We start from the raw sequence: 16,766 nt of genomic DNA, 5'->3' as shown, positions 1-16,766 counted from the left end.
AAGCAAAAAATGATAGTGCAAAAAAGTAGAGTAAGGCAACGAAAACACTAGCTTCCATGTCTTTAGGAGACATGGAAGCTAGTGTTTAAAGTGTGAGGTATCACTATTAGTCAATATTCAATAGCCTGCTAAAATTAATTGATTTAAATTATTTTCTATAAAGTAAAACTTGTTGATGAAGAGAAGGTCATTAGTGAAGAGAAGCTTGTTAATGAAGAGAAGCTTGTTAATGAAGAGAAGCTTGTTAATGAAGAGAAGCTTGTTTCTTTAGCAAAGGTGTTGTTAGCAATCTTAAACCATTCAGTATGACAACTAATGTACTACCTTCGTGGGCTAAGACTCCTAAACCAATATCCATTTTGCCTAAGACATTTAAAACGGATAACAGAGCAATCACAGCCAATGAGAAGAAGATATTTTGCCATACAATCGATTTCAATCGTTTTGATATTAAGACTGCATAGCTTAATCGTCTGAGATCATTTTGCATGATAACCGCATCTGCAACATCAATGGCAACGTCAGTACCATCTCCCATAGCAAATCCAATATCGGCTTGAACGAGGGCAGGGGCATCATTGACGCCGTCACCAATCATGGCAGTTGAACCATTTGACTTTTGTAAATCCTTGACAATGCTCGCCTTGTCTTCTGGAAGGATGTTACCAATCACTTCATCAATCCCTAATTGATTCGCGATAGCTTCACCAGTTACAGTGCTATCACCAGTCAGCATCACAGTGTGAACGCCCGAGTCTTTTAGATGTTTGATGGCGGCTTTTGCATTCTTATTTGGCAAATCCATCATAGCGATAACGCCTACAGGAGTACCATCAATACCAAAGACGACAACTGTTTTACCTTCTTGACTGAATTGGGTTACTTTAGCTCGTAAACTCTCTGGGAGTTCTGAATGATTCGATGGCTTTCCGATGGTATACCTGTGATCGTTGTAAACGGCTGTTAACCCTTTTCCTAGTTCCGTTGAGACCGATAATTCAAACTGGTTGGAGGGTGAGAAATGGTTGAGTATAGCATCTGCTAACGGATGGTTCGCACTTTGTTCCATTTGGACTAAAACATTGATCATCAACTCTTCACTATGGTCTTTAAAGGGTAAGAAGAAAGAGTCGGTTACCTCAGGCTCACCCTTAGTCAATGTGCCAGTCTTATCAAAAGCTACAACCTTTATATCGGCAAGATTGTTTAAGTAAGTACCACCTTTGAACAAGACCCCATGTCTAGCAAGATTTGAAATACCAGAAAGCGTAGCTGGAACAACACTTGCGGCAAGGGCGCAAGGCGACAGTACGGTTAGAAAAACCATGCCCCTGTATAAACTTTCGTAGTAAGTCCATCCCATAATGTAAGGAGCAAGAACAATAAATAGAGGTACCAAAGCTAAGACGGTCAGAACGTAGGTCGGTTCTAATTTTTTAATTTTGGTAGCAGCCTTGGGAAGATTTTTTTGCGATTCTTCTACCAAGTGCAACACTTTAGATAAGACTGTTTCCGAGCTGTCTTTAGTGACTATCATTGAAAATGCAACGTGTTGATTGATCGTTCCACCAAAAACGATGTCACCACTTGATTTTTCGACAGGCATACTTTCGCCAGTAATGGCAGATTCGTTTAATACAGCATGTCCATTTAAAATTTTTCCATCAGTAGGGACTTGATCTCCAGGTAAAACTTTTAAGGTATCTCCAGTTTTTAAAGCAGACACAGCTACGGTAGAAACTGATCCATCTTCCGCAACTAAACGTGCTTCAGTAGGATTTAGGGCTAATAATCCCTTGATTTCACGTTTACTCTTTCCTTCTGCGTATTCTTCAAGGAAATGAGCTCCTGCAAATATCAAGATCAGAAGAGCACCTTCGTTGAAGTCCCCAATTATACAGGCTCCAATCGTAGCCACTGTCATCAGAATATGGACGTTAGGTCTCAAAGAATGATGTTCTTTTGATTCGGCAATCGTTTCAATGATTCCTTCCCAAATGACGTGATAGCCAGATAAAAGAATCGTTACGGCATAAAAGACATTCTTTGTCACAGCTCCAATAGGGGTCAATAAAGCAACAAGATAAATCAAAAGACCCAGACCATAAGTCAACAAGGCAACGTTATGACTGTGAGAATGGTCATGATGCTGCTTATGTTCGGCTTCTTCCATATGTTCTTTTCCCCGAGTATTTACCGCCAGGGATCCTTCGCGATTAATATGACTATATTCTGCTTTATGAAGTTTCTTTGTGTCAGCCATAATGACCCTCCTTTTCTCTATTTCAATTAATTATTTTGCAGATTTTACCAATTAATGATTATTAGTCGGTTTAGTTGTGAGTGTTTAATATGTGAGTGTTTAATATGAGCATTTTAATAGTTAATCACCTAAACATGAATGACTATTCATCTATCTACTTGAATTATAAATGAACAGATGTTCATATGTCAAGCGATGGTACAGTTGGAAATGGGTTATCATTTCTATCTTTTCAGGCTGATGAGGGAGTGATAAATGAAAAATTAATAAAAAACAAAAAAACTCACTTGAACCAGAGAATTCTGAATCAAGTGAGTTTGAGATACTCTTATAATACTATGCGGCCAAGAAGACTCGAACTTCCACGGGAGATACTCCCACTAGCCCCTCAAGCTAGCGCGTCTGCCATTCCGCCATGACCGCGTCAACATTACTATTTTAGCAAGTCATACATCTATTGTCTAGTATTATTATAAGGTAATTGATAGGGCTTATGAGCAACCATCAAATATATTCATTTAAGCATTCAAAGTCTAATTCTTATTGATTTACCAATAAAAAAATATGCGGCCAAGAGGATTCGAACCTCCACGAGTTGCCTCACTGCCGCCTGAAGACAGCGCGTCTGCCAGTTCCGCCATGACCGCTTTAGCTCAACTAAGAAAAGAGCACTTATCAATAGTATGACTATATTGGCTGATTGTCAATGAGAAATGGTAATCGCTTTATAGGTTTTTTATCACTTATTTAGTTGGAAAGAAATGATAGTTATAGCATGTCTCTGGGCAATAGTTACCCTTTAAATGATAAAATATAAAAATGAATCTAAACTGGATAAATTTTATGTCAGACAAAGCAGAAAGCCCAACGGAAAATTTAGCTCTAAAACGATAAGAATATTAAATAGAAGTATTTTTCTGTTCTTGAGAAGATTGTTTTGGTTTGAATTTTAAATTGGTTATAATGTCAGTAAGTAGGTCTGTTATGTATAAGCGTTACATTCGAGCGTTTCATATAAGTGTTTCATACAAGTGTTACAGGGTGTTACACTTGAATGTGTTATACGAGCACTATGTACGAGTGTGGGGACAAATGCTAATTTAACATGCTAAGCAAATGTGATGTAAAAGTGTATAAATGAGGAGAAAAATATTGAAAAAAATGGGAATCGTGGAGAGACGGCATTTTATTTTATCCGTTTTACAGAAATCAATTGAGCCAATCACTGCTAGAGAATTAGCAAAGAAAACGGGCGTATCTCGGCAGGTCATCGTTAATGATATTTCTTGGATTCGAGCTAATGGCATCGATATTGTTGCGACGGCATGCGGGTATGTCTTAAAGTCGCAATTTATAAACGATGGCAAGATATTTTCAATCACTTGCAAACATTCTCTAGCTGACTGTGAAAAGGAATTGCAATTGATCGTTGACAATGGTGGTGTTGTAAAGGATGTCGAAATAGATCATCCAGTTTATGGGGTGATCAAGGGCGAATTAAATATTAAAAATCGACTGGATGTTCAACAGTTTTTAAATGAATTAAAGGAAAAAGATGGACATTTGCTGTCAGAAGTGACAGATGGTGTTCATTGTCACAACCTTATAGTAGACGACCAAAACCACTTTAATAAAATTGTGCAAGAGCTAAGCAGTGCAGGGTTACTATATGAAGGAGATAATTAGAACTCCAGAATAAGATGAATAAGATATTAGAAGATTAACTTGAAAGTAAGCCTAACGTGAAAGTTAGAAAAAAAGATGTAGAAGGCCAGAAACATGAAAAACTTAGAAGACAGTTTATAAAAACTCCTCGTTGTCTATATACGTGTCTTGACACCCTAACTCGCAATCATTACAATAAGATTGAATCAAACAATTTTTATTGTCTTTATAAGACGAGAAGGGATATGAAAATGACAACGAAAAAAATCAATGCTCAAATGATTACGATGACGGCTATACTAACCGCAATAGGGATAGTAATTCCTATTATAATGCCAGTGAAAGTCGTGATTGGACCGGCTTCTTATACGTTAGGAAGTCATGTTCCTATTATGCTAGCGATGTTTATCTCACCATGGTCTGCTTTAATGGTTACTGTGGGAACAACTTTAGGATTTTTATGGGCTTCATTTCCAATTATCATAGTGCTTCGAGCGTTATCTCATGTGTTATTCGCTGTAACAGGAGCCTTTATGTTACAAAACAATAGCGAAAGATACTTGGCGCCTATGAAGGGTCAACTGTTTTCTTTGTTTATTGCAATTCTACATGCGATTGGGGAGATGGCAGTTGTTTACGTCATGTTAACTACTGGTATGAGTCATCTTGATAACCAAACTAGTTTATGGTTCATGGTGTTTGTCTTAGTTGGCTTGGGGACGATTGTCCATTCGATGGTTGACTTCGTCATCGCTCAATGGCTATGGGGCGCTCTAGTCAATCGGTTGCCAAGAAAACTCAGTGTTTCTGTTACTAGCAAACCATTCTAAGTAGAGTAGTGTTTAAATAGCAGTTCCGTTGAATGTATCAGTTAGTCTAGCAAGTTGCTTTACTTATAGTAAGCTACCTGTATAGTAAGCTACTTGAACATGTTTCTTAATTTAGTTACTTTAATTAAGTTACATTAAATAAATGGATAAAGGAAATAGAAAACGAAAAATAGATAAACGACAGAAGGAGTTATGACTGTTACAGTCATAACTCCTTCTTTTTAGTTTTATAATAAAACAGCTTTACTGTTGATAATAACTCAAGTTCTAACTTAAGTTCTAGCTCAAGGTTTAACTAAACCTTAGTTTATGCTAAAGCTTCTGTATAACGCCGTGCAACTTCGTCCCAGTTAACAATGCCCCAGAAGGCTTCGATGTATTTTGGACGAGCGTTTTTGTAAGTTAAGTAATAAGCATGTTCCCAAACGTCTAATCCTAAAATAGGTGTCTTACCATCTGTTAGAGGAGAGTCTTGGTTTGGTGTAGATACAATCTCTAATTTACCATCAGAAACTACTAGCCAGGCCCAGCCTGATCCAAAACGTCCTGTTGCAGATTGTGCAAATTCTTTTTTAAAGTCATCAAATGATCCAAATGTACTTTCAATAGCTTCAAAAACAGCGCCAGTAGGTAGGTTTTGACCATCAACTGGAGCTTGAAGAATAGTCCAGAAGAAACTATGGTTAGCATGTCCGCCACCATTATTACGTACTGCTGTTTTGATATCTTCAGGGACTTCGTTTAAATGCGCGACTAACGATTCGATCGGTTGTTCGCCAAGCTCTGGATGACTTTCTAATGCCTTGTTTAGATTAGTGACATAAGTGTTATGATGTTTGTCATGATGCAGATGCATAGTTTCCTCGTCGATTACTGGTTCTAGTGCATCATATGCGTATGGTAAATCTGGTAAAGTATAAGACATAAAATTGAATACCCCTTTCTTATTTTGAAGCAATTGTTCTTACAGTGATAATGATATCAAAGGCAAACGTTTTTATAAAGCAAAGCGCTCATAATGAGAGAGAAAATCACTAGAAAATTGAGCATAATCCTCGGATAACGAAAGAAACTCCTTCCTTGTGATATATGACTATCAAGGAAGGAGCTTCTTTATTCTATCCGGGAGGATATGTTGTAAGGTAGAAGACTACATCACTAGCCTCAAGTATATCGCAGTTTTAATCTCAAATTAGAGACTGATTGCTATGAAACTAGCCGTTTTTGATGTAGTTCTACTAGAAATAGCTAATGAAGAAAGCCACCATTCTTAAGAAATGACCTTTTTTCGTTTGAGCTGACATAGGAATTACCAGGACAAGTAACCCTCTAGTTTTTGTTTAACTACTAACTAGGAATAAGTCTTGTAAGAATAAGTCTTGGCAATCAACGATAGCCACGTGCCTTATCTTGTGCTTTGAAGAGTCTTGGTGAGGTTTTGAAAAGTAAGACGCTGACAATCGTGCAGTAGACAGCAGTCAAGATAAAACTAACACCATTGACCACTAGGGAATAAGAAAATGCGCCCCAACTTGCCCATGCATAACTACCCCAAAAAACATAACCAGCAACAAAGTGCCAGAAGTACTTGATAAATGTGCCAATCAACATTCCAATAACAAGATATTTTAGCGCAGCTTTTGAATTATCGTCTGCTAAAGCTTTTTGAAACTGTGGATAAACAAGACCAGCAAAACCCATACAAGCAAATGCTAAAATATATTCAATAGTGAATTGCGTAGGGGATAAGATATAAAAGCCTTTTAAAAAATGAAGAAGTCCCCATAATAATCCTGCAATAAGTGCTGGAACAGTACCTCGTCTAAAAGCTAGGATACCAACAATCACTGTCCCTAAAGATATTTGAATCCAACCGATATCAGCGGGTATGAATGTTAAGACCATTGCCAGTGCAGCAACGATTGCTATCTCAACCCAGACATTGATCGATTTTAAAAATGTTGCTGATTTTTCCATAAAAAAATCCTCCTGTGGTATTCCGACACAAAGAGGATGATTAGAAGATTCATCGAAATTACAATTCCTACGCTTGTATTAACAATCAGGTTCGAAGGGTTCACTTTCGTGTGTCTCAGCCAATGGCGCCCCTTTGTAATCGGTTTATTCAATTTTATAGTATAAGTATAACGAATTTGGTGATAAAATCAAGTGACAATCAATTGTTCAGCCATATTACTGTGTTACTGTCTTTATTACTGGCTTTTTCGGTGATTTAAATTTAGCTGATTTATGAAGGGATAGAAGGATACCTAACCATCTGGATGGCTAATTACGGCTATGATCAATTACGACTATGGTTAACTAAGAGGATTGCTAACAGTATTGAGATACTGTAAAATGGTATGGCTTAGAAGTAGCTAATTTAAGTAGTGAAGACGAGAAACAATCGAGACTTACTTACCAACTTAATGAAGGAGCAAAAAAATGACTACTAAAGAAAAGAAAACTGATAACACCCAAGAATATAGTTTGAATGTTAATGTATCGCCTGAAATTTTGATGCAAAAAGCAAGAGAGGCCAAGGCAAGGGCGTATGCGCCATACTCTCATTTTCCAGTAGGGGCTGCTCTTTTAATGAAAGATGGAAAAATCTATTCCGGTGTTAATATAGAGAATGCGTCCTTTGGTGCAACCAATTGTGCTGAACGATCAGCAATGTTCACCGCCATTAGTGATGGTTATCAAAAGGGGGACTTCAAAGCTATTGCTATTGCAGGTGATACAGAAAGTTTCTTACCACCTTGCAACATCTGCCGACAAGTTTTAGTCGAATTTTGTAGCCCCAAAATGCCTGTATATCTAACAAAAGAAGATGAATCAATCAAAAAGTTGCTATTAGAAGATTTATCGCCATATGCCTTTGTTACATTAGATATGTAAGGTTTATTTGATAATTAGGGGAATATTAAGAGATTGTTATGGGACTAGTACTAGTAGGAGATTATTAATAGAAATCAATAGCGGTTAATAGAAAAATTGAATAGAAGAGACTAATAGATTGAAGATTAATAGATTGAATATAAATTGAATTCAATAGAAAAAATTTCATTGAAATTGCTCAAAAAAACGAGGGGTATTGACGTATAAGTCAAACCCCTCGTTAAATCTTGTTAAAAAGAAAAACTAGTAAGAGCCTATAAAAGGTTAATAGAAGGCTACTGATAGGCTCATATGAACAATAAGTAGCTGGCTGTCATGATTAGAAATAAATAGACAAACATACCAATGAAAGAGTAATAAATGTTGTCCACTCCTGTTTCGTTAACTGTGGTGTAAAAGGACGCTACAAACGTAATAATAAATGAGCTTGCCGCGATTAAAAGTAAAAAGATAATCAGAAGTAACAGCATTGTTGGAGCAATCAACGATAGGATAAAGGCAATGACTAGGACCATTAGGCTTAGTGTATTTGCTCCAGCATATTGACCAATCCAATAATGAAAGACATGTTTTCGTTTCAAGAAAAGCAGTTTGACGAAATAAGATATGATGGGCAAGCCAAAATAAAAGATCACAAAAAATAGACTACTTTTGACTAAAAACATAATTGGATTGGGATTCGTATCGATTGCGGGTAAAACACTAATTGTTGACAGAAAATTGTATTGCTCAATAGAACTGATCACAATTCTTGTTAAAGTCCCTGCACTCAATAAAACTGCTAGAATCATGCTAATGTAGCCATAGTAGGTGTTTTCGAAGCGACGATGACGTCTTTTCAAGTCGGGTTGTTTGAAGTGATCCTTCAAATAATTGAGATAACCACTGATTTTTTGCCACACATTGTAGGCAGTATGTTTGGTAGTTGATTGTCTAGAATCTTCTAAATGCCTCTTTGCAGTGGGTTCCTCAGGCATATCGAATAATGTTCCTTGTAGGTGAGATTGGTTCTTAGGTGTGTCAGATAAATCTGAACCACAATAAGGACAAATCAATGCTTGATCGTCTATTTCATTTTTACAATAATGGCAAGTCTTCATTTTGATTCCCCCGTGTAATAGTCACTAAATAGCATAATCAAATTATCGTGAAATAGCAAGCAAGTTTCGAAGTCCTCATGCATTTATCTGTCGATCTTAAGAGAATATTAAGCGGCGCTTTCGATGGCATGTTTCATTAGAATTGCCTTAGTGGTAAATGTTACGTTATTATGAAAAGGGAAAGAAAAAAGTGGCCACTAGGTCGTAAGATTAAGGGGCAAAAAAAGGAGAAATTGTGATATGAGTGCAACGTTTTTACACACCTGTATCCGGGTGCAAGATCTTGAAGCTTCTATAAAATTCTATACAGAGGCTTTTGGTTATGAAGAAAGTAGAAGAAAAGATTTTCCAGACCACAAATTTACTTTAGTTTATTTGACACTGCCTGGTGAAACCATAGAGCTTGAATTAACTTACAATTATGATCACGGCCCATATGACTTAGGGGACGGTTATGGTCATATCGCTATTCGAGTTGATGATTTGGAAAAAACACACAAATTACATGCTGAAAAGGGCTATGAGGTTACGGAACTTAAGGGACTTCCTGGTAGTGAACCAAAATATTATTTCGTCAAAGACCCGGATGGTTACAAAATCGAGGTCATGAGATAGAACCATCATAAAGGTGTGTGGTCTCCAGAGGTGTACTGTCTCCATAAAAATTAACTACTATAGCAAAAGGTGTCTCTAGCCCTATGGTTGCAATCAAAATTTTTTATTGGTACAATAACGTCATGCGATGAGTCGAGCGTCAGTTATTAATACTGACAATCACTAGTGGGTATGGAACTCTTAAATGAGCACTGCCGTATGTAGCCATATGAAAACAAGAGATGTGAACTCTGGTTTTCCATTTTGCAACCATGTTAATACATGGATGGTGTCGGTGTAACAATTTTGTTCGCTGATATCGCTTTGAAAAAATGCCACGAAACAAAAAAGCAGCCTAATGGCTGCTTTTTTGTTTCCCCTAAAACATTTAGGAGTATTTAGATCGAGATGTAGATCTATCTAGATGATTTATTTAAATTGGAAAGCAATCAGAACGATTATCCCTACGATAATACGGTACCATCCAAATGGTTTGAAGTCGTTTTTCTTGATGTAGTTTAACAAGAATTTAACTGCTAAAAGAGAGACGATAAAGGCAACAACCGATCCAACGATCATTATCCAAATTTCTAACCCTGTGAAATTCAAGCCAAATTTGTAGACTTTTAATAAACTTGCACCTAGCATGACAGGAACACTTAAGAAGAAAGAAAATTCTGTTGCTATATATCTTGAAGTTCCTAGAATCAGTGCTCCTAGTATCGTAGCACCTGATCTACTTGTTCCTGGAACTAAAGCAAGTGCTTGGAAACAGCCAATTAAAAAAGCTGTCTTATAGGATAATTCAGGAAAGCTGTGTATTGTTTCCTTTTTGGGATCATGACGGTTTTCAATAACGATAAATAAAATACCATAGAGGATTAACATCAAAGCAACTACAAAATAATTAAAAAAGTGTTTCTCCATAAAATCATCAAGGGGTAATCCGATGATTGCAGCTGGAAGGCAACCAATAATAATCTTAAACCAAGTATCCCAAGTGTTTTTTCGCTCAATTTTTGTTTTGCTCGGACTAAACGGATTGAGTTTGGTAAAGAAAACTAAAATAACAGCCAGGATAGCTGCAAGTTGAATAACAACTAAAAACATTTCTTTAAATGCTGGTTCAAGAGGTAAGGGAACAAACGCATCAAAAAGGATCATATGGCCAGTGCTACTGATTGGCAACCACTCAGTGATACCTTCAATAATTCCCAACACTACGATCTTTAACCAATCTATAAATGGCATTTTATCACTCTTTCTTCAATTTTTTCATTTCTTTTTTTATTCTCTTTATCATGATTTTAAAGAGAAATAACATCGCTTGATAGTATAGCTTAAAAAAGGGGAATAGTCTATCGATGATCTGGTTCAGAATTTTTAGCGGTTAAAAATTTCCCAAGCGTGTATTTTCGTGTATTATGATATTCAATAGCTCAGAATCACTTGAAATCAAGACTTTCATAATCATTTCATAATCAGTAGTAGACTAATAGACTTTGTTTCAAAAAAGATATGGAATATGGTAATATAGGGATTAATAAAGGGGGGATGTTTATGTTTAATTTTTTCAAGAAAAAAGACAAAAAAGAAGATAAAATAACAGAGGAAAAACTCCACGCAATCGTTGATGGAGAAGCTATTTCCATTGAATCTGTACCGGATGCTGTTTTTTCTCAAAAAATGATGGGTGATGGTTTTGCTGTTAAACCAACTGACAGTTCTATTTATTCACCTGTAGAAGGGATAATATCCAATGTTTTTCCGACGAAACATGCGATTGGGATAACTACAAAAGGTGGTCTTGAAATCTTAGTCCACATTGGGATTGATACGGTCGAGTTAGATGGAAAACCATTTGAAACCACAGTTTCAGAAGGTGATACTGTGACACCTTCTACGGTGATCTCTGTGACTAACTTTAACCAATTAAAAGAAAGTGGGAAAGACAGTACAGTTATCGTGATTGTGACAAACATGGATAAAGTAGAACATGTTGACATCTCTAAACTAGGTTCAGTTAAACATAGTGATGAAATTGGGACTGTTACCTTAAAATAAGGAAGCATGAGTAGGTTGTGAGATGTTAAGTTATCTAGATTGAAATACTTAAGGATGCAAAAGGGAGTTGTCATGATGATAACTCCCTTTTGCGTCGATATTTTTTGTTCTTCTTATTTTATTGTTTTATTTAGAGGTTTAGTTTAACGATAACTAAAAATATCTAAGCTATCTAAGCTATCTAAGCTATCTAAACAGTTTAAGTAATCTAACAATCTAAACAATCAAAACAATCTAAACAATCTAAACATTCTTAACAATCTAACAATCTAACAATCTAAATAATCTAAATAATCTAAATAATCTAAATAATCTAAATAATCTAAATAATTTAAATAATCTAAATGATCTAAATGATCTAATCTAAGCTATTTAAGCTGTACAGATCTCCTTAATAAAACAATAAAACAATAACATCAAAAATAGAACAATAACATCAAACGAGTGGCAGAACGCATACACATTCTGGTACGGGTATTGAATGATCTAATAACGTCAACAAACCACTTTCCATATCACGGCTAAATAGGCTCAAATAAGTTTCATTTTGGTGTCCACTTAAAATATACTGTTCACTTTGATCAAAGTTGAAATCTCTTGGCGTCTTTCCTTCTGTATGTATGGTTTGAATTTTTTTAAGGGACAGTCCATCTTTTCCCGTGTCAAAAATAACGATGGAGTCATGTCCACGGTTTGAGGCATAAAGATGACGATTACTTTTATCTAGGCGAATAGCGGCTCCTGAGCTTTCTCCAGTAAAGTCATCGGGAAGCAGATTTACAGTTTGTGTCCGTTCAAATGAACCGTCTTTGTGATACCGTAAGACATCAACTGTACTACTTAGTTCGCATAATAGGTAAGCAATTGGTAGGGAGCTATGGAAAATCAAATGTCTAGGTCCACTGCCAGCTTTGGGATTGTAGGTACTGACTTTTTTTAGGTCATAACTATCGTCTTCGATTGCATAGGTGATCACTTCATCGGTTCCTAGGTCACACACAAAAACATAGTTATCAGTGGTGTGAGGATTGATGCTAGCATAATGCACGTGAGGCCCATCTTGGTTTTTGTGCGGTCCGTTTCCTTGATGAACTGCTTCATTTAATAAACTGAGTTGTCCGTTTTCAGATAGGGATAGGACACTGAAAATGCCATCATGGTAATTTGCGGTCAGTAAGTAGCCACGTTCTTGATCGTAAGAAACAAAACATGGTACATGTCCGGTATATCCTAATTGGGAAACAACTTTGTATGAGCCGTCCGCTTGTTCATCTAAAACGACTAAGCCTCCTTGATCACCAATTTGGGCAACAGAGACAAGACGCGTATCTGATATTTGGGTCACATAAGTGGGGTTAGTCAGTGGTGCAATAGCGGTAATTTTTTCGAATTGTCCACTTTCTGGATTAAAGATTGCTTTATATAAACCTTTACTAGTGCTTCTAGTGTACGTTCCTAGAATAAATGATTCTGTCATAATTTCCTCCTGTAAATTGAAGTTAGTGGCTATATTGGGTTCAGTATAGTTCAAGTCTATTGTCTTAGTCTAATCACAATTTAAGATTTATTGCTATGGACTCAGAGACAATAATGAAGGCCGACGTAAGTCTACGAGCCTAAATAGCCACCCATATGATAAGTATAACTAAATTTGTTTGAAATTGCTTTAAACTTAAATTGGAGAATCGGATATCAGTAGTTTTAAAGCTAAATTATGGTAAACTGAAAATAGTTAACAGTTATAGGAGATAAGGGTGATTTCATGCAAAAAAAAGACAATACGACCACTAAAAAGCCACTATCATGGTTTTTCAAGTGGGTGTTAAATAACAAAGTTGTATCGTTTTTGTTCATTACCATTTTGATTATGGTGAATATCTTATTGTTACAAAGGATTAGTGGTATTTTTGATCCTGTATTTCTATTTCTAAGAATCATTGCCTTTCCAGTGATTTCTGCCGGTATTTTATTCTATATAATGGAACCTGGGGTACGTTTTCTGCTCCACCGAAATGTTCCTAAAGGGATAGCTATATGGACGATATTGTTTGTTGCTGCTTTGGCGATTGTGGCTATCTTTTCGTTCTTGATTCCAATTTTGCGGACACAGATCGTCGATTTCGTGACAAGTTGGCCAGGTTATTATGATACTTTTGTATCGGAAATCAATCGATTAACCAACAATGATATGTTGATTTCCTTACAACCTCAATTACAACAATTAAATGATCAGTTTACACGAACTATTTCGAATCAATTGAATTCGATTCTTAATTTGACCCTTAGCTCGATCACTAATGTAGTGGGTGTTGTGAGTGAGACTTTAATAGGATTAGTTACGATGCCAATCATCTTATTTTATCTCTTAAAAGACTCTCACAGGGTCTTGCCGAACATATTAAAATTATTTCCAACTAAATCGAGAGAAAGTATTTCAGAAGTATTAGTAAAGATGAACGGTCAAATATCGCAATACATCAGTGGGCAAATAACGGTTGCTTTCTTCGTTGGGGTTATGTTTGTGGTAGGGTATGCAATCATTGGCTTGAACTATGGCACTGCTATTGGGATATTTGCAGGAGTTTTGAATATTATTCCCTATGTTGGCTCGTTTGTCGGGATGGTTCCAGCTATCGTCATCGCTCTTGTTACTTCACCAGTGATGTTAGTTAAAGTATTGATTGTCTTTATGATTGAGCAAACAATAGAAGGCCGGATCATTTCTCCATTAGTCCTTGGTAATAGTTTGAAAATGCATCCAGTAACAATCCTGTTAATCCTGTTAGCAGGTGGCCGTATGTTTGGTGTCATGGGATTATTATTAGGGATACCTGGATATGCAGTCGTCAAAGTGGTCGTAACGTCGATTTTTGAGTGGACCAAAGAATACAGTGGCTTATATCAAGATGATAAGCACAGCATTGAATTAGCTAGTGTGGGAAATAATGTGAATGTGGTTGATACAACTAAAGGCTCAAAAAATGAGTCAACTAATGATTCAGATAATGACTCATTAATTGACTCAGATAGTCATTCTCATAATAATGATGATTCTAAAGCTAGTTCTAAAGCTAGTTCTAAAGTTGATTTGAGAGATAGTTCAAAAGATAGTTCAGAAGAATAGTTCAGAAGAATAGTTCAGAAGAATAGTTCAAAAGAATAGCTCAAAAGATAGTTCAGAAGATAGATCTAAAGCTAACTCTGAAGCTAGTTCAAAAGAAAACTCTAAAAACAACTCAAACAGAAGTTGGGTCGATGATTTGTTTTAACTTGGTCCCTTGTTCAGTGGATTGATTACGTTGTTCTAAGACTTTATCGATAATACGATCCACTAGATGTGGGTTGCGGACGAGTAGAGGCCCATGGAAGTAAGAACAAAAGACGTTTTTATAACGTGCACCTTCTGTTTTATCTTCATTATTATTGCCATAGCCTTTGATGACTCTGCCAAGTGGTTTGACAGGGTCTTTGATAAAGGTGCGGCCATTGTGGTTTTCATAGCCATAGTAGGTCTCGTTGAACTCATCACTGAATATCTCGACATCCCCAACAAAGCGACTGTTCACTTGGTTGAGAGTGTAGAGGTTCAAAAGGTGGGTGCCTTCGATTCTATCACCCTTAGCAGAAAGATAGTATTCTCCTAATAATTGATACCCACCACAAATGGCGAGCAAGACACCATTAGACTCAATGTACTTTTCGAGTTCGTCTTTTTTAGTTTGGATATGATCTGAGACAACTTTTTGTTCAAAGTCTTGCCCACCACCGAAAAATATCAAATCGTATTGATTTGCTTTAAAGCTTTCTTCTAAAGAATTTACTTCTACCGTAAAATCCAGACCACGTTTTTTTAAACCATATTGGAGCATCAGGAGATTACCATTATCACCGTATGTATTGAGCAAGTTTCCGTATAGATGTCCTATCCTAATGGGAGTCATTTATTTTACCTCCTTGATAAAACCTTGTTGCTTAAATATTTTTCGTAAGCTCAGGACTGCAGTATAAGTTGCCAATATATGTACTTTTGGTGTTTTCACTTTTCCAATAATAGTTGCTATATCTTCGAAAGAATTGATTTTATGAAGTCTTTCCTCGGGTATTCCGGCAACTTCCAATCTCAAATGCATTTCATCCGGTCGCTTTCCACCATAGTAGACATCTAGATTGGGAACAGTGGCGAATTTCTCATAATCTCCATCCCAAATCCAGCTAACATCTTGGCCATCAGCATAATTATCATTCAGTAGGGTAATGAGCGTGAACGGTTCGTTTTCGTAATGAAGCAACTCGATCACTTCGTTCAAACCGACTGGATTTTTTGTCAGGTTCATCAACACAGATTTGCCGTTGATGGAAAGTTCCTCTTGTCTACCGAAGACGCGTTTTGAGGCATAAAAACCAGCTTGTATTTGGTCAGGATTGACTTCAAAGAAACGACCAACGGAATAGGCTGCTAAGGCATTATAGATGTTATAACGACCACCAATTTGAATCTCATAAGGATGGCCATCAACCACAAATTTTGATTCTTTTAGCGTTAGCTCAAGCAGTTTGTCTAATGAGTAATCCAAAGGGGGACGCTTGAAACCGCACTTTGGACAGTAATAATCACCAAGGTTGCTATAAGTATTTAAATGATAATGTAATAAGCTATCACACTTTGGACATAAGACGCCATCTGTATTTGGATGCAAAGGGATATCTTCTTCTCGAGTGGTATTGAAGCCAAAGTATTTCTTAGGGTTAGGCATATCAACTGAATTGAAGATCGGAGAGTCGCCATTTGCAATGACTGTTGCTTCAGGAGCCTTAAGGGCGCCATCAACCATCATTTGATAGATGGTATAGATCTCACCATAGCGATCCATTTGATCACGAAACACATTAGTATAGACAATCACTGTTGGTTTTATGACCTCTGTAACACTAGCTAAAGTAGCCTCGTCGATTTCTAAAACGGCGATTTTACTGGCTCCTTTTGGGGCGCTATCGGCTAAAAAAGTCGAAACGATTCCTTGTTTTAAATTAGCACCAGTCTGATTAGTCAAGACATAATCAAATTTTTGCTTGAGTATGTTGACTATCATAGCGGTTGTTAATGTTTTACCATTAGTCCCAGTGATCATGACGACATGATAGTCTTTGGACAGATAATCTAATATATCATTATCGATTTTCAAGGCCACTTGACCGGGTAAGCTGCTGCCACCACTGGTTGCCATCTTCAGAAATTTTTGGGTTGCTTTACCAACTAACTTGGCTGTTTGAGAACGTATTGTCACAAAACCTGCCTCCTTTAATAAGTAATATAGATTGCGTGATAATAAGCGATTTAACTTTTATAGT

At 36.6% G+C, this 16,766-nt stretch carries 14 protein-coding genes, 2 tRNA genes and 1 riboswitch; of the genes, 6 read left to right on the top strand and 10 right to left on the bottom strand.

What is annotated here, in order from left to right:
- Nucleotides 1–244: 244 nt before the first annotated feature.
- The 3 genes from H541_RS0106150 to H541_RS0106140 form a co-directional block, all read right to left on the bottom strand.
- Nucleotides 245–2,173 (bottom strand): heavy metal translocating P-type ATPase, encoded by a 1,929-nt coding sequence (locus tag H541_RS0106150; RefSeq protein WP_026501671.1) that lies wholly within the window; start codon nucleotides 2,171–2,173, stop codon nucleotides 245–247.
- A 429-nt stretch (nucleotides 2,174–2,602) separates the two neighbouring features.
- A tRNA-Leu gene (locus H541_RS0106145) sits at nucleotides 2,603–2,686 on the bottom strand.
- Between the two features lie 142 nt (nucleotides 2,687–2,828).
- A tRNA-Leu gene (locus tag H541_RS0106140) sits at nucleotides 2,829–2,910 on the bottom strand.
- 514 nt (nucleotides 2,911–3,424) lie between these two features.
- On the opposite strand from H541_RS0106140, the gene H541_RS0106135 reads away from it, so the two are divergent.
- Together H541_RS0106135 and H541_RS0106130 are read left to right on the top strand one after the other, a co-directional pair.
- Nucleotides 3,425–3,949 carry a transcription repressor NadR gene (locus tag H541_RS0106135; protein ID WP_033420820.1) on the top strand — a complete coding sequence of 175 codons (525 nt, stop codon included), beginning with the start codon at nucleotides 3,425–3,427 and terminating at the stop codon, nucleotides 3,947–3,949.
- Nucleotides 3,950–4,179: 230 nt separating this feature from the next.
- Entirely contained in the window at nucleotides 4,180–4,758 is a 579-nt protein-coding gene (locus H541_RS0106130; RefSeq protein ID WP_022796446.1) for a hypothetical protein, read from the top strand.
- A 307-nt stretch (nucleotides 4,759–5,065) separates the two neighbouring features.
- Here H541_RS0106130 and H541_RS0106125 read toward each other — a convergent pair whose 3' ends face one another.
- Nucleotides 5,066–5,683: a superoxide dismutase gene (locus H541_RS0106125; RefSeq protein ID WP_022796445.1), complete on the bottom strand. Its 618-nt coding sequence runs from the start codon at nucleotides 5,681–5,683 to the stop codon at nucleotides 5,066–5,068.
- 461 nt (nucleotides 5,684–6,144) lie between these two features.
- The gene (gene thiT / locus H541_RS0106120; protein WP_022796444.1) at nucleotides 6,145–6,735 is read right to left on the bottom strand and encodes an energy-coupled thiamine transporter ThiT; all 591 of its coding nucleotides are present in this window, start codon (nucleotides 6,733–6,735) and stop codon (nucleotides 6,145–6,147) included.
- 47 nt (nucleotides 6,736–6,782) lie between these two features.
- A riboswitch (TPP riboswitch) is annotated at nucleotides 6,783–6,878 on the bottom strand.
- A 325-nt stretch (nucleotides 6,879–7,203) separates the two neighbouring features.
- Here thiT and cdd point away from each other — a divergent pair.
- Nucleotides 7,204–7,659, top strand: coding sequence for a cytidine deaminase (gene cdd / locus H541_RS0106115; protein WP_022796443.1), 456 nt, complete (start codon nucleotides 7,204–7,206; stop codon nucleotides 7,657–7,659).
- A 287-nt stretch (nucleotides 7,660–7,946) separates the two neighbouring features.
- Here the strand turns inward: cdd and H541_RS0106110 are convergent, their stop codons facing one another.
- Complete coding sequence (locus H541_RS0106110; protein ID WP_022796442.1) at nucleotides 7,947–8,759, bottom strand: zinc ribbon domain-containing protein; 813 nt, start codon at nucleotides 8,757–8,759, stop codon at nucleotides 7,947–7,949.
- A gap of 240 nt (nucleotides 8,760–8,999) precedes the next feature.
- Between H541_RS0106110 and gloA the strand changes: the two genes are divergently transcribed.
- The gene (gloA, locus tag H541_RS0106105; protein WP_022796441.1) at nucleotides 9,000–9,374 is read left to right on the top strand and encodes a lactoylglutathione lyase; all 375 of its coding nucleotides are present in this window, start codon (nucleotides 9,000–9,002) and stop codon (nucleotides 9,372–9,374) included.
- Between the two features lie 408 nt (nucleotides 9,375–9,782).
- Here the strand turns inward: gloA and H541_RS0106100 are convergent, their stop codons facing one another.
- Nucleotides 9,783–10,604, bottom strand: a complete 822-nt coding sequence (locus tag H541_RS0106100) for an undecaprenyl-diphosphate phosphatase (RefSeq protein WP_022796440.1) — start codon at nucleotides 10,602–10,604, stop codon at nucleotides 9,783–9,785.
- Nucleotides 10,605–10,913: 309 nt separating this feature from the next.
- Here H541_RS0106100 and H541_RS0106095 point away from each other — a divergent pair, with 309 nt between their 5' ends.
- The gene (locus H541_RS0106095; protein ID WP_026501667.1) at nucleotides 10,914–11,417 is read left to right on the top strand and encodes a PTS sugar transporter subunit IIA; all 504 of its coding nucleotides are present in this window, start codon (nucleotides 10,914–10,916) and stop codon (nucleotides 11,415–11,417) included.
- A 436-nt stretch (nucleotides 11,418–11,853) separates the two neighbouring features.
- Here H541_RS0106095 and H541_RS0106090 read toward each other — a convergent pair whose 3' ends face one another.
- Nucleotides 11,854–12,894 (bottom strand): lactonase family protein, encoded by a 1,041-nt coding sequence (locus H541_RS0106090; protein WP_022796438.1) that lies wholly within the window; start codon nucleotides 12,892–12,894, stop codon nucleotides 11,854–11,856.
- A 285-nt stretch (nucleotides 12,895–13,179) separates the two neighbouring features.
- Between H541_RS0106090 and H541_RS11770 the strand changes: the two genes are divergently transcribed.
- The gene (locus tag H541_RS11770; protein ID WP_022796437.1) at nucleotides 13,180–14,541 is read left to right on the top strand and encodes an AI-2E family transporter; all 1,362 of its coding nucleotides are present in this window, start codon (nucleotides 13,180–13,182) and stop codon (nucleotides 14,539–14,541) included.
- A gap of 112 nt (nucleotides 14,542–14,653) precedes the next feature.
- On the opposite strand, the gene H541_RS0106080 is transcribed toward H541_RS11770, so the two are convergent.
- Nucleotides 14,654–15,358 carry a type 1 glutamine amidotransferase gene (locus H541_RS0106080; RefSeq protein ID WP_022796436.1) on the bottom strand — a complete coding sequence of 235 codons (705 nt, stop codon included), beginning with the start codon at nucleotides 15,356–15,358 and terminating at the stop codon, nucleotides 14,654–14,656.
- Entirely contained in the window at nucleotides 15,359–16,702 is a 1,344-nt protein-coding gene (locus H541_RS0106075) for a Mur ligase family protein (RefSeq protein ID WP_022796435.1), read from the bottom strand.
- Nucleotides 16,703–16,766: the final 64 nt, after the last annotated feature.

The sequence above is a fragment of the Bavariicoccus seileri WCC 4188 genome (genome assembly GCF_000421665.1).
Classification (GTDB): Bacteria; Bacillota; Bacilli; order Lactobacillales; family Aerococcaceae; genus Bavariicoccus; species Bavariicoccus seileri.
The sequence above is the reverse complement of the archived record's forward strand: the minus strand, read 5'-3'. Positions and strand labels throughout refer to the sequence as shown.

Coding starts and splice junctions, on each gene's coding strand:
- H541_RS0106150 (WP_026501671.1), bottom strand. CDS start 2,173: ATGGAAGAAGCCGAACATAAGCAGCATCATGACCATTCTCACAGTCAT.
- H541_RS0106135 (WP_033420820.1), top strand. CDS start 3,425: ATGGGAATCGTGGAGAGACGGCATTTTATTTTATCCGTTTTACAGAAA.
- H541_RS0106130 (WP_022796446.1), top strand. CDS start 4,180: ATGACAACGAAAAAAATCAATGCTCAAATGATTACGATGACGGCTATA.
- H541_RS0106125 (WP_022796445.1), bottom strand. CDS start 5,683: ATGTCTTATACTTTACCAGATTTACCATACGCATATGATGCACTAGAA.
- thiT (WP_022796444.1), bottom strand. CDS start 6,735: ATGGAAAAATCAGCAACATTTTTAAAATCGATCAATGTCTGGGTTGAG.
- cdd (WP_022796443.1), top strand. CDS start 7,204: ATGACTACTAAAGAAAAGAAAACTGATAACACCCAAGAATATAGTTTG.
- H541_RS0106110 (WP_022796442.1), bottom strand. CDS start 8,759: ATGAAGACTTGCCATTATTGTAAAAATGAAATAGACGATCAAGCATTG.
- gloA (WP_022796441.1), top strand. CDS start 9,000: ATGAGTGCAACGTTTTTACACACCTGTATCCGGGTGCAAGATCTTGAA.
- H541_RS0106100 (WP_022796440.1), bottom strand. CDS start 10,604: ATGCCATTTATAGATTGGTTAAAGATCGTAGTGTTGGGAATTATTGAA.
- H541_RS0106095 (WP_026501667.1), top strand. CDS start 10,914: ATGTTTAATTTTTTCAAGAAAAAAGACAAAAAAGAAGATAAAATAACA.
- H541_RS0106090 (WP_022796438.1), bottom strand. CDS start 12,894: ATGACAGAATCATTTATTCTAGGAACGTACACTAGAAGCACTAGTAAA.
- H541_RS11770 (WP_022796437.1), top strand. CDS start 13,180: ATGCAAAAAAAAGACAATACGACCACTAAAAAGCCACTATCATGGTTT.
- H541_RS0106080 (WP_022796436.1), bottom strand. CDS start 15,358: ATGACTCCCATTAGGATAGGACATCTATACGGAAACTTGCTCAATACA.